15 protein-coding genes are annotated in these 13,268 nt (G+C 44.3%); 2 read left to right on the forward strand and 13 right to left on the reverse strand.

The features are described from left to right. The coding region (locus tag G601_RS0111890) for a tyrosine-type recombinase/integrase (RefSeq protein WP_026665499.1) at positions 1-381 on the forward strand (381 nt) is incomplete at its 5' end. A 227-nt stretch (positions 382-608) separates the two neighbouring features. Here G601_RS0111890 and G601_RS0111895 read toward each other — a convergent pair. Together G601_RS0111895 and G601_RS0111900 are read right to left on the reverse strand one after the other, a co-directional pair. Beyond that, positions 609-1,274 carry a hypothetical protein gene (locus tag G601_RS0111895; protein WP_026665500.1) on the reverse strand — a complete coding sequence of 222 codons (666 nt, stop codon included), beginning with the start codon at positions 1,272-1,274 and terminating at the stop codon, positions 609-611. Between the two features lie 14 nt (positions 1,275-1,288). Beyond that, a complete protein-coding gene (locus G601_RS0111900; protein ID WP_022778257.1) occupies positions 1,289-1,729 on the reverse strand; it encodes a hypothetical protein in 441 nt (146 codons plus the stop codon). Between the two features lie 51 nt (positions 1,730-1,780). Here G601_RS0111900 and G601_RS26880 point away from each other — a divergent pair, with 51 nt between their 5' ends. Further along, the gene (locus tag G601_RS26880; protein WP_051205797.1) at positions 1,781-2,200 is read left to right on the forward strand and encodes a helix-turn-helix domain-containing protein; all 420 of its coding nucleotides are present in this window, start codon (positions 1,781-1,783) and stop codon (positions 2,198-2,200) included. Positions 2,201-2,330: 130 nt separating this feature from the next. On the opposite strand, the gene lysS is transcribed toward G601_RS26880, so the two are convergent. The 11 genes from lysS to pfkA all read right to left on the reverse strand — a co-directional run bounded on the left by lysS (position 2,331) and on the right by pfkA (position 13,129). Continuing rightward, positions 2,331-3,899 carry a lysine--tRNA ligase gene (gene lysS, locus G601_RS0111910; RefSeq protein ID WP_026665501.1) on the reverse strand — a complete coding sequence of 523 codons (1,569 nt, stop codon included), beginning with the start codon at positions 3,897-3,899 and terminating at the stop codon, positions 2,331-2,333. A gap of 77 nt (positions 3,900-3,976) precedes the next feature. Then, complete coding sequence (gene greA, locus G601_RS0111915) at positions 3,977-4,456, reverse strand: transcription elongation factor GreA (protein WP_026491492.1); 480 nt, start codon at positions 4,454-4,456, stop codon at positions 3,977-3,979. 196 nt (positions 4,457-4,652) lie between these two features. Further along, positions 4,653-5,681 (reverse strand): tRNA dihydrouridine synthase DusB, encoded by a 1,029-nt coding sequence (dusB, locus tag G601_RS0111920; protein ID WP_081673513.1) that lies wholly within the window; start codon positions 5,679-5,681, stop codon positions 4,653-4,655. 41 nt (positions 5,682-5,722) lie between these two features. Then, positions 5,723-6,298 (reverse strand): DUF6145 family protein, encoded by a 576-nt coding sequence (locus G601_RS26885; protein WP_242830040.1) that lies wholly within the window; start codon positions 6,296-6,298, stop codon positions 5,723-5,725. A 19-nt stretch (positions 6,299-6,317) separates the two neighbouring features. Beyond that, on the reverse strand, positions 6,318-7,124 hold the full coding sequence (locus G601_RS0111930) for a type III pantothenate kinase (protein ID WP_026491495.1): 807 nt from the start codon (positions 7,122-7,124) through the stop codon (positions 6,318-6,320). Between the two features lie 33 nt (positions 7,125-7,157). Further along, a complete protein-coding gene (locus G601_RS23060) occupies positions 7,158-7,982 on the reverse strand; it encodes a biotin--[acetyl-CoA-carboxylase] ligase (RefSeq protein ID WP_196812522.1) in 825 nt (274 codons plus the stop codon). Next, entirely contained in the window at positions 7,982-8,971 is a 990-nt protein-coding gene (gene argF / locus G601_RS0111940; RefSeq protein WP_035790721.1) for an ornithine carbamoyltransferase, read from the reverse strand. The genes G601_RS23060 and argF overlap by 1 nt, the downstream gene beginning before the upstream one ends. Before the next feature lie 94 nt (positions 8,972-9,065). Next, a complete protein-coding gene (locus G601_RS0111945) occupies positions 9,066-10,214 on the reverse strand; it encodes a cell wall hydrolase (protein ID WP_026665504.1) in 1,149 nt (382 codons plus the stop codon). A gap of 217 nt (positions 10,215-10,431) precedes the next feature. Next, positions 10,432-11,226, reverse strand: coding sequence for a pyrroline-5-carboxylate reductase (gene proC / locus G601_RS0111950; protein ID WP_026665505.1), 795 nt, complete (start codon positions 11,224-11,226; stop codon positions 10,432-10,434). 22 nt (positions 11,227-11,248) lie between these two features. Beyond that, positions 11,249-12,082, reverse strand: coding sequence for a TrmH family RNA methyltransferase (locus tag G601_RS0111955; protein ID WP_026491499.1), 834 nt, complete (start codon positions 12,080-12,082; stop codon positions 11,249-11,251). 78 nt (positions 12,083-12,160) lie between these two features. Continuing rightward, positions 12,161-13,129 (reverse strand): 6-phosphofructokinase, encoded by a 969-nt coding sequence (gene pfkA, locus G601_RS0111960; protein WP_026491500.1) that lies wholly within the window; start codon positions 13,127-13,129, stop codon positions 12,161-12,163. Between the last annotated feature and the right edge of the window lie 139 nt (positions 13,130-13,268).

The following is a 13,268-nucleotide window of genomic DNA, read 5'->3' on the forward strand; positions in this document are numbered from 1 at the left end:
GATGAATTGCTAGATTTAATAACACAATACGCAGATAAATGCTTCTATGCCCTTGAAGATGATGAATATATTTTTACAAATGTAAATGGTGACCGGCTCTGCGGAGATGTCATATATGAACTTCACAGAAAGTTTTTGGATAAGGCACAAATACCATATTTTGGCGATGGTAACGGGCCAAGGATACATGACTGGCGACACACTTTTGCAGTACGTTCGTTTAAGCAGATGGTAGACAACGGCGTTGATCTTTATGTTGCATTACCGGTACTGTCAACATACCTTGGACATAAAACAATATATGCAACTGAACAATTATTTGTCTTAATACTTCCATTGTGTATTTCCAACTCTTTTTTACACTACCAGAAAGTCTTCTAGAAACACGTCTGTTATATTCCTCTTCTAAATACCCTGGAAGATTTCTCGATTTAGCTGATTCCATAAAATTTGCGATAAAATTCTCATACAGTATCATATTTTTCCCCAATCCCCAATTATCAAATTACTTATTTTCTAATATATCTTTTTTTTCTCTATATTAAAAGCTACTTGACGGAAACTCCGTCAAGTAGCTTTCATATGTATCGTATGAAATCACAAGTTTATCAAGCTATTGATTCCTCGCTATTGGCATTAAAACTCTGCTTTCTATCTCTAATAAAACTAATTATGGCTGTTGCTATCATTGCTCCAGCTATAACTATCAGACCACCATTATCAAATGTTTTATAGAAGCCCTCTGAATAATATGCTTTAATGTATTTAGCCCAAATATATCCCAGAATAACGAGCAAGTTTACTGCAACAGTCGCTGCATAAAGGAAAGCAACTAATACACTAGCTACGATGTTCCTTCTCGTTGCTCGTATCTCTCCTGTACTTGCGAAATTAGAGGCTATTACAAAGCCTGCAGAAATCAAGTATATAACAGTAACCAACACAGCTTTTTGCCAAGAGGGATACTCTATACTGCTGTTAACCACAATCATTGCCAATCCAATAAAGAACATTGACGAGAATGCGACCATCGGTCCGCTAGTCTGTTCATTCTTTACCAACACAAAAATAATAGCCTCAACAATAAGTATAACTGCAATAATGCTCGCCCTACTCTCTCCCGGGATAATATTCTTAAGACTTGGAAAAGCAAACACAAGGAACAATACTCCAAGTAAGCCAGAGACATATGGGAGTTTAGTCATAACTGCGTTAAATGATTTCCTTGCAATCCACATTCCAATGGCTATTGCTAAAACTACTGCTGCTAACATTACTGATCCCCCTTTTATTTTCCGTCCTTTTTCATCTGATTAAGCTTGTTGACATACACTGCGGCTCTTGAATAGAACTTAAGCTGCTCCTCTCCATCTTTTACTGTAGTTGCTCTCTCAACTCCCTTGGCTGTCCCCTGGCGTACTGCCTCGTTGAACATTTTGCCAAGGCGAGCTCGTACCTGAGCAGGTGATTCTTTTATCTTGTACTCTACAAGGACCTCTCCCACATCAGAGAAGGTGGGGAGATCTGCCAGGGTGAACTCTTTGTCCATCTTCTTGGCTTCCTTGATCATATTGCCGACAGCAACTGAATAGTCGTAGGTAGTTCTTTTGCCGAACTTCTCCTCGATCATCTCGCAGACATAATAGTTAACAGTTACGTTCTGCTTCTTGGCTTCCTTCTCAATGCGATCATACAGATCCTGGCTAAGCGAAAGATTAACTCTTGGCATATCTTCATCCTCCTTGTGAGTATTGTTTGACATTCCTGATGATTCTATTTTATGAGTGTTGTTCCGCTATGTCAAACATTTTTATACGACGCCACATGCAAGATCATGGCTTACCTCCGACTGATAGTAACTGCTCATTGTTGTTGGGGCATTGAACAGAGCCGGCAGAAGGTAGCTCTTTATTATAGAAAAAGTGCCGGACTCTCCCAAGAAGTCCTTGCAGAACGTATAGGTGTTACGAGAGAATTCCTGGCAAGACTAGAGGTCGGTTCTTCATTTCCAAGCATCAATACACTGATTGATGTTGCAAATGCCTTAAATATTTCAACTGATCTCTTTTTACAGGATTATTTAAATGACTCATTGCGCGGTAATAATGCAGCTTCAATATACACTGTCGATGAAGATAAAATTATTTCGCAAACGGTAAGCGCTTTAAGATGCGCTCTTGCTGATTCAAGAAGTAAATAATTAATAATTATTCCATATAAGCAAAATCACCGCAGAATGTTTTCTAATAACTTTCTGCGGTGACACATATTTTATTCTATTCTATTGTACCAATTTGTTCTATCAAACCCACATAAATACTGGATTTGCATCACTTATCAAGCGATTTCAAGGTCGGGAAGAGCAAAACTTCTCTTATGTTAGCACTGTTCGTAAGCAGCATACACAATCTGTCAATACCATAACCAATACCACCGGTCGGAGGCATGCCAATCTCAAGTGCGTTGAGGAAGTCCTCATCTGTGTGCTCAGCTTCGTCATCGCCTGCTGCCGCATTGGCATCCTGCGCTGCGAAGCGCTCTCTCTGGTCGATAGGATCGTTAAGCTCTGAGTATGCGTTGCACATCTCCCATGTGTTGATGAAGAGCTCGAAACGCTCAACCTTCTCAGGATCTGAGGGCTTCTTCTTTGTAAGAGGTGATATTGCGATAGGATGATCCATGATAAATGTAGGCTGGATCAGCTTCTCCTCGCAGAACTCCTCGAAGAAGAGGTTGATGATGTCGCCCTTGGTGTGACGATCCTCAAACTCAACGTGGTGTTCCTTAGCGATAGCCTTAGCTTCCTCGTCTGTCTTAACAGCATCGAAGTCAACGCCTGCGTACTTCTTGATAGCGTCGTTCATTGTAAGACGCTCGAAGGGCTTACCAAGGTCGATGATGTTGTCGCCGTAAGGAATCTGAGTTGTGCCGCAAACCTTCTCTGCAAGGTAACGGAACATGCTCTCTGTGAGCTCCATCATTCCTTCATAATCTGTATATGCCTGATACAACTCCATAAGTGTGAACTCAGGGTTATGTCTTGTATCTGTACCTTCGTTTCTGAAAACTCGTCCAATCTCGAATACTCTCTCAAGACCGCCAACGATAAGTCTCTTAAGGTAAAGCTCAAGTGAGATACGAAGCTTTCTCTCCTCATCAAGTGCGTTGTAATGTGTGAGGAAAGGTCTTGCAGCAGCACCGCCTGCGTTCTCAACAAGCATAGGTGTCTCAACCTCCATGAAGTCACGAGCTGCAAGGAAGTTACGGATCTCCTGGATAATCTGTGATCTCTTGATGAAAGTTTCCTTAACCTCTTCATTCATGATGAGGTCAACATAACGCTGTCTGAAACGTATCTCTGTATCTGTAAGTCCGTGGAATTTCTCCGGAAGGGGCTGAAGTGACTTGGATAAAAGAGTCAGCTCCTTAACATGAACAGAAATCTCACCTGTCTTAGTTCTGAACGCAAAGCCCTTAACGCCGATGATATCGCCGATATCCATCTTCTTAAATGCAGCGTAGGAATCGTCGCCAAGATCGTTTCTTGAAACGTAGAGCTGCATACGGCCTGACTTATCCTGAAGGTTTGCAAAAGATGCCTTACCCATTACTCGCTTGCTCATCATACGACCTGCAAGAGATACTTGTTTTTCTGCGGGAATCTCTGAAAGCTCAGGTGTGATCTGCTTACCCTCTGCGTCTGTCTCGGGAACAACCTCTAATGTCTCGAAGTTATCTCTGATCTCCTGTGCGTGATGTGTCTGATCATACTTTACGATCTGGAAAGGATCCTTTCCTGCTGCCTGAAGGTCTGCAAGCTTTTCACGGCGAACCTTCTTAAGCTGATTGATATCCTCTGTCTTCTGCTGATTCTGATTCTTCTGCTGATTTTCTGCCACTTTTCACTCCTCTTTCCATATGAAAATAGAAAAGGGGTAAGTTTTCATTACCCCTGCTCTTAAGTATCTGTAATTAATTACTTACGAACGATCTCAAGAACCTTGTACTTGAAATCACCCATCTGTGTCTCTACGGTTACTTCCTCACCGACCTTAGCGCCGATAAGTGCCTTACCAACAGGTGATTCGTTACTGATCTTACCCTTAAGGCTGTTAGCCTCTGATGAACCAACGATGCTGTACTGAATCTCTTCGTTAGCTGCTATGTCAAGAAGCTTAACCTTAGCACCTACGCTTACCTTATCAAGGTCAACGTCCTCGTCAACAACGACTTCTGCATTCTTAAGGATTTTCTCGAGTTCCTCGATACGAGCCTCGATATCTCTCTGCTCATCCTTAGCTGCATCGTACTCAGCGTTCTCGGAAAGGTCACCCTGCTCACGAGCTTCCTTGATTCTCTCGGCAACTTCTGCTCTCTTCACAACCTTGAGGTCATGAAGCTCATCCTCGTAAGCCTTGAGTCCTTCGTAGGTTAAAATGTTTTTCTTTTCTTCCATTTTGAAATACCCTTTCTATAAAGATAGAATTTTGCCCACTGTTCACAGCGATGCAAATAAATAGTGTCAATGATATAAGTGTTTACAATCCATAGCATTATATATGAATAATTATATAAAGTCAAAATAAGTTTTATACACTCAACTATTTATTATATTTTGATAGCTTTCCGCCCCTCACAAACAGCTAAAAATCTCAGTCCTTTACTCCAAACACAACCGCACATGCAGCCTTAAGTGAATCCATATCATCCATTGTGTTTATCATGGCTCTGAACTTTGCTGATCCCGGAAGACCTGTCGTGTACCAGGACACATGCTTTCTCATTTCCCTTATTCCGATATACTCGCCCTTATACTTAAGCTGCAGGTCCGCATGTCTTATCACCATGTCGTATATCTCCTGCATCGAAGGTCTCTCAGGCACATCTCCGTCAGACAGATAACCTATCACCTCTCTGAAAATCCAGGGATTTCCCTCAGAGGCTCTTGCAATCATAACGCCGTCACACCCGGTCTCATCGATAAGTGCTTTCGCGCTTGGGCCATCTGTCACATCGCCGTTTCCGATTACAGGAACTCTGACAGCTTCCTTCACCTTTCTTATTATCGACCAGTCTGCCTCTCCACTGTAGTACTGCTCTCTGGTTCTTCCATGAACAGCGATTGCGGCAGCTCCGCCTTCCTCAGCTGCCAGGGCGCACTCAACCGCGTTGACGCTTGATTCTGTAAAGCCTTTTCTTATCTTAACAGTCACAGGTCTGTCAGTCTCAGACACCATGACCCTTACAATCTCCTCGATAAGCTTCGGATTTTTCATAAGGGCTGAGCCCTCACCGTTACCTACAACCTTCGGCACCGGGCATCCCATATTCACATCAAGAATGTCATAGGGCCTTCCCGCTATCATTCTGGTGGCTTCCGCCATGACCTCAGGCTCACTTCCGAAAAGCTGCAGCGACACAGGTCTCTCCGCAGGGTGAATCTCCAGCATGTCATTGGTATTCCTGTTGTGATAGGTTATCGCCTTGGCGCTCACCATCTCCATGCAGACCAGCCCCGCACCCATCTCACTGCAAAGCAGACGAAATGGCAGGTCAGATACGCCTGCCATCGGTCCTAGTATAATATTATTTTTTAGCTCCACATCCCCTATTGTCAGCGGATGCAGATAATCGTTATATCTTACGCCTTTATTGTTAAACGCATTTGTTACTCTGCGCATTCCATATCCTTCCGAATCATAGCTTTATATAAAAAGCAGTCTTACTCATCATCCTCACTCAGAATGTCGCTCATATCCTCATGAAGGATCATGGCTCTGTAATACATCTGAAGCGCCTCGAAGAGATCCTGTCTCTGTCTTCTGACCTCTCCGATAAGAAGACCGGCGCTGACCTCGTCGTAGGTGATATCCTCGTCATCCCTGGTAGTCTCCATTGTAATGGAACCATCATCCTCGAACTCAATTGTGAAAATTCCGCCGGCTTCCTGTGTAAACAGAACGCTTATAATATGAAGCTCCTTCTGGATGCTCTCGGGAATCTTTTTGAAAAGAGGATTGAAGTAGTACTTCATCTCATAGGCATTTGCACCGCAGAGGATTATCCTTCCACCTGCTGACACGCTTCCAAGAGATCCGTCCTCAGTTACCACCTGAATATCTGAAACCTCTTCGCCTGTCTCAGCGTTTGTAATCTTACCAGTCTCTTTATTTATGATAAGGCGTCTACCCTTTGCCTTGTCGGCATTCAATGTGTCGGAGTGAACTCTCTCCTCATCGCCGGGGCGTGACTCCTCACTGTAGACCTTTCTTATTTCCTTCTCGTCGTCTTTACTCATTCTATATTGACCTCATTCCTTACTCGGTTTCTGAAAACTCTCCCGCCTTAGGCTTAACCTTCTTGTTCTTTTCATAGATGATGCGAAGTCCCTGCAGCAAAAGATTGGGGTCATACACATCTACCTCTTCGACCTCTTCTGCGATGAGCCTTCCAAGTCCGCCGGTAACCACTACCTTGACATCCTTAAGGCCTGACTCCTTCTTCATCTCGTTTATGATGTACTTGGTCTGACCGATCTGGCCGTAAACAAGTCCTGCCTGCATTGAGCTGATGGTCTCCTGAGCAAGGATGCTGTCAGGCTTTTTGATCTCGATCTCAGGAAGCTTTGCTGTATCTTCCCAAAGTGCCTTTGCTGAAATTCTGATTCCGGGACTTACAACACCTGCAGTAAAATCGCCGTTTTCAGTAACAAGCACGTATGTGGTCGCTGTTCCAAAATCAACAACTATTGCAGGTCCGCCGTACATCTCATAGGCTGCAACTGCACCCACCACAAGGTCAGGACCTATCTCAGCGGGGTTCTTAGTCATGATCTTTATTCCGGTCTTGATGCCGGGGCCCACGATGTAGGGCTGCTTTCCAAGATACTTGACCATGGAATTAACCAGCGCATGCATAATGTTAGGCACAACGCTTGCCACGATTATTCCATCGATCTCATCCTTATTAATTCCGTTGTTTCTAAGGAGCGCTATGATGTTGTTACCATACTCATCAGATGTATGCGCTGTCTGAGACATCATACGAAAAGATGCCACAATATTCTTTCCCTTTAAAACACCAAAGGTAATGTTTGTATTACCTACATCAACTGCTAATAGCATATCCACCTCCGCAGCCACAGCTGCATGATTTATTTATACATATCCGTAAAGTCCGCGAACGCTTACTTCCCCGGCGTTGATGACTTCTTCACTGCCGTCATCTTTTCTAACGACCAGGGCGCCCTCCTTGGTAATTCCAAGGGCTGTCGCCTCGTACTCCGTATCCGGATCAATTATCTTAACTACCTTATTTATATTTATCAGCCGCTTTTCATAATCGGCCTTCAGCATGGACAGATCCTTGGATTCTACATACTTCTCATAGTTATTCTCGAAGTGATGCATAACCCTTCCTATAAGCCTTGGTCTGTCAGTTATGACGCCTGTCTCTGAAAAAACTGAGCCCGCAGTCTCCCTTATTTCTAAGGGATAATCCTCAGCCTTCTGGTTTACGTTAATGCCAATGCCAATAACTACATAATAGTCGCCATCAGCTGCAGGCTTTAGCTCTGTTAAAATACCGCAGATTTTCCTTTTATTCAAGACTATATCGTTTGGCCACTTAATTCCAAGGTCTCCACTCTTAAGCTCATATCCGCTGTCATTAAGCATATCCTCTATGCCCTCTGCCACGGAAAGCGCCATCACAAGTGTAAGCCCCGGGGCATTTTCCATGCTGATGTCAGGCCTTAGCATGATGCTCATGAAAATGTTGCTCTCAGAGGGTGAAACCCAGCTTCTTCCTCTGCTTCCTCTTCCGGCTTCCTGTTTATCCGCTACTGCCAAAAAGCCGCTGGCCTTTCCACTTTTTCCGGCATCATCAGCTATGTCGTTGGTGGAATCAACCACGTCGCGGTAGTCCAGCTCCCTGGCTGCCCACCTGGTGGTAAGAGCCACGGCTATTTTATCCTTATTCATCATATTGTTGCGTACATAACCGCCTTAATAGTATGCATGCGATTTTCTGCTTCCTGGAAAACAATGGACTGTGAAGATTCAAAAACTTCATCAGTTACTTCCATCTCATTAAGTCCGAATTTTTCCTTTATTTTCTGGCCGATGCCTGTTCCAAGATCGTGGAAAGCAGGCAGGCAGTGCATAAATACAGCCTGATCGCCTGCATTTTTCATAATGTCTGATGTTACCCTGTAGGGCTTCAAGTCAGTAATTCTCTCTTCCCACACTTCATCGGGCTCGCCCATGGATACCCACACGTCAGTTGAAATAACATCAGCACCCTTGGTTGCTTCCATAGGATCCTCGCAGAAATCTATCACTGCGCCTGTCTTCTTTGCGATTTCTTTGCATGTATTAACAAGCTCATCGTTCTGCCAGTACTTCTTTGGAGCACAGGTTGTAAAGTGAAGTCCCATCTTTGCTGATGCAACCATCAGAGAATTACCTGTGTTGTATCTCGCATCGCCCATGTAAACCATGTGAATACCGTTAAGCTTGCCGAAGTGCTCACGTATTGTGAGAAGATCAGCCAGCATCTGTGTAGGATGGAACTCATTTGTAAGACCGTTCCATACGGGCACCTTGGAATACTTGGCAAGATCATCAACTATGGTCTGCTCAAAGCCTCTGTACTCGATTCCGTCATACATGCTTGCAAGAACCCTTGCTGTATCTGCGATACTCTCCTTCTTACCTATCTGAGAACCGCTGGGATCAAGATAGGTTGTTCCCATTCCAAGATCATGTGCAGCAACTTCAAATGAGCATCTGGTACGTGTGCTTGTCTTCTCAAAAATGAGAGCTACATTTTTTCCTCTATACTCATCGTGCAAAGTTCCGTTCTTTTTCTTCTCTTTGAACTCTGCAGCAAGGTCAAGAAGATACTCTATCTCTTCAGGTTCAAAATCCAGTAACTTAAGAAAATCTCTTCCGTGCAAATTAACTGCCATGATAACTCCTCCTAATAATAAATAATGAAGCCTGACTATGGAAAAATCCATAATCAGGCTTTATTTTACCACAAATCCTATTTATATAATACCTTTACCAGAATACGTGTGCTCCGATAACCTGTCCGTCATGTCCGCCTGCGCGTCTGAAGTGAGTTGCGCCGCCGCATGTGGTCTCACCAGCAAGTGCTGCGTTAGCTGCCTGGATGCAGCTGTCAGGAATGTTACCTGCGTATACTCTGTCAACAGTACCGTTAAGTGCGGGTGTGAACTGTCCGGATGCATAGATAACTCCGGGGATTGTTCCTGCATAAGCACCGCTCTTAACACGGTTCATAACTACGGCACCGACTGCAACCTTACCTTCATAGGACTGGTTACCTGCTTCGCAGTAGATAAGTGCTGCAAGAAGTCTTGCCTCATCTGCACCTGCTGCCACAGCGCCTCTGTTCTCTGTAAGCTTAGCCTTAGCTGCCTTCTCAGCTTCCTCAGCCTTGCGCTTAGCCTCTTCAGCCTCTCTGGCCTCGATAGCTGCTATTGTCTCGCCTTCATCGATTCTGAAATCAGTATCAACATAATCGGCCTGAACATAACCGGTCTCATCGTTGTAATCAACCTGGATCCATCCGTTACCAAGATCCTCGACCATATCTACAAAACCATCGTTTGTAATAACACCTAAAACGTCTGCATCTTCGTCTGCCTCAGCACGGATACGAAGTGCCTCGCAATTACTTGTTACAAGCTGTACGCCTACTTCCTGAGCAAGCTCCTCAGCCTCTTCATCGAAAAGGAGGTAATCATCCTTAGCCCAGCCTACTACATCACCTGACTGAAGCTTTGTCCAACCATCCTGCTGTTCAATAATCTTACCACCGCAGTCCTTATAAAGAACTCCAACTTTTTCTGCATTATCATCAGGTGCGATACGAATGTTCATAACCTGTGATACATTAGCCATTACCAGCTTAGAGGAATCCTCTTCTTCGTCTTCCTCCTCATCATCTGCAACATCATCAGCCTCGTCATTTATATCCTGGGCAAAAGTGTGAGCCTTGGCAACCTCCTCATCGGAGATCTCAGCAACTTCTGTAGGGTTAAGAAGGTTACCCACTCCTACGTCATTACTGTTCAAGACATTTGATGTTCTTGCCTGTACGGTTGTGCCATTGGAAGTTCCAAGTAAAATAATCGCCATTGCGAATGCGAGAACTCCCTGCATTAACGTGCCTGCTTTCTTCATGCTTTTTTGCTTCCTTTTTAAGATTGTTACAAAATGTTAAAACAAAATACTTGGCTATTGTAACAAATGTATGTTATTTTGTCAAATTATCACCAAAATTATCGTAAAAAAGACTCCCCAAAAATCGGGGAGCCCTTGCCATTACTGGATGATTAATTTATTTCGTTTTTTCGTTTGTTAATTATTACCCAAATTACGTTCCTTTATATGTTAGATTTTACAGTTCCTTGCTGCGCTCAGTAGCCGCCTGCACTGCGTCCATTACGATGCCTCTAAAGCCCATTTCTTCCATTACTTTCACAGCCTCGATGGTCGTACCTGCAGGTGAACACACCATATCCTTGAGCTCACCGGGGTGCTTTCCAGTCTCCAGCACCATCTTGGCACTGCCAAGTACCGCCTGTGCAGCAAATTCATAGGCTTGCTTTCTGGGCATGCCTCCAAGTACTGCAGCATCCGCCATTGCCTCGATGAAGAGGAACACATACGCAGGTGATGAGCCGCTTACGCCAGTCACAACGTCCATAAGGTTCTCCGTTACTACGTTTGCGGTTCCGCAGCTTCCCAAAATTTCCAGTGCAATGTTAAGATCTTCATCGCTGCAGAGGTTATTGGGACAAACTGCTGAGCAGCCTTCTCCAACAAGAGCAGGAGTATTAGGCATAACTCTTATGATCTTTACAGGCTTCTCAAATTCCTTTGAGATCCACTCGAGGGTCTTACCTGCTGCGATACTGATAACAAGCTTTTTATCATTAATATCATCCATGATGTCTGCTATAGCAACCTTGAGAAACTGGGGCTTAACAGCCAGAAGGATGATGTCTGCTTCCTTAGCTACGTCTGAGTTGTTGTCTCTTGTCTGTATTCCGAATTTCTTTGAAGCACTTTCTCTTGCTGCCTCCATGGGATCAGAACCGATGATGTCCTGGGGATCGAAGATTCCCTTGGAGATGATTCCGCCCATAAGAGCCTTTGCCATATTACCTAGTCCGATAAATCCTATTGTCATACCTTGCCTCCTTTTTATTGTGTTACTTTGCATTCCTGCGCTGACGCGCTGCCTCAAATGTGAGAATTGCTGCTGATGTTGCGGCATTCATTGACTCAACCTTTCCAAGCATGGGGATGAGAACGTAGTCAGTAGCTGCATTTGCAGCCTCGTCCGTAAGACCATTCCCCTCATTACCTATAAGAAAAGCTGCTCCTTTGCCGTAATCTATTTCATCGTAATTCTTCTTACCCTTTAAATGGGCTGCGTAGCTTGTAATTCCGCACTTTTCATGGAGCTCTCTGACCGTGTCCGGAATTGAATCTACATATATAAATGGCACTCTGAAAATTGCCCCCATAGTTGATCTGACAACCTTGGGATTATAGACATCTGCCATATCGCTGCTCATAATGATTCCGGTCACGCCTGCGCCTTCACCTGTTCTGAACATGTTGCCGAGATTCCCGGGATCCTGGATGTTTTCAAGGATGAGGATAAGCGGTGCTGTCTCCTTTGAGCCATCTTCCGAAGCTCCCTTTATCACGTCCTCCATGGTCCACTTTGCCTGCTTTACAACAGCGATAACGCCCTGCGGTGTCTGGGTGTCAGCCATCTTGCGCATCACATCATCCGACACCTCTTCGAAGCTCACTCCGTCGCTCATCCGTATGGCCTCAATAGCTGTGCGGTCCACGTTTGAGAGATTCTGCATAAAATGTGATGTGGCATAGACCTCTCTTATAAGGTCCAGCGGAACCTCTCTTAACATGCGTATTCCTTCAACTATGAATACGCCGTCCTCTCTTCTTGCCTTGGCTTTTTTACAATATTCCGCTATTTTCTTAACTCTGGAATTGTTTGTGCTTGTAAGCATAAGCCCCTTCCCTTACAGAAAAACCTTCCCACAACGGGAAGGTTTTACTATTTTCACTTATGTTTATTCGAGTAAGAATTACAGGATCTTACTGATCTCGTACTGATACTCGTTGATGGACTTCTTCATTGCAAGAGCCTCATCGATATCATAATCAACGAACTGACCGTTTCTGTATGCAACTACGCGGTTTGTCTTACCAGCTGTAAGGATATCTGCTGCATAGCATCCCATAAGAGAAGCATATACACGGTCTTTACAGGTCGGGCTACCACCACGCTGCATGTATCCAAGGATAGATGCTCTGGTCTCAAGACCTGTAGCAGCTTCGATACGACGAGCCATAGAAGCTGAGTGTCCGATACCCTCTGCGTTGATGATGATGTGGTGTGTCTTACCCTTCTTACGGTTATCAATGATGTTATCAATGATTCTCTGCTCGTTATAGTCATACTTCTCAGGAAGAAGGATGTCGTCAGCACCGTTAGCGATTGCGCACCAGAGTGCGATATATCCTGCATGACGTCCCATAACCTCAACGATACTTACTCGCTCATGTGATGAGGATGTATCTCTGATCTTATCGATAGCGTCCATTGCAGTATTGATAGCTGTATCAAAACCAATTGTGTAATCAGTACATGCTATATCAAGGTCGATTGTTCCGGGAAGTCCGATTGTGTTGATTCCCTGTGCTGAAAGCTTCTGAGCACCTCTGTAAGATCCGTCACCACCGATAACAACCATTCCGTCGATACCGTGCTTTCTGCAGATCTCAGCGCCTCTCTTCTGTCCTTCCTCAGTTGTGAACTCCATACATCTTGCAGTTCCGAGGATTGTACCGCCTCGCTGAATGATATCAGCAACACTGCGGCGCTCCATGTCAACAATCTCCTCATTAAGAAGGCCCATGTAGCCCTTTTTAACACCTTTAACCTTAAGTCCGTTTGCAAGAGCCTTACGAACAACCGCACGGATAGCAGCGTTCATTCCGGGTGCATCGCCACCACTTGTAAGGACTCCGATAGTTTTGATTTCTTTTGCCATATCAGGTAATACCTCGTTATTGATAAATCTTTGTCACTTTTACGATTTATATATTAGCGCAATTTTTGGCAATCTGCAATTATATAGGCACATAAATTTAGCATTTTTTTAGATATGGTATGCCTCCGGAACATAATTC

Source organism: Butyrivibrio sp. FC2001, from assembly GCF_000424125.1.
GTDB lineage: Bacteria > Bacillota > Clostridia > Lachnospirales > Lachnospiraceae > Butyrivibrio.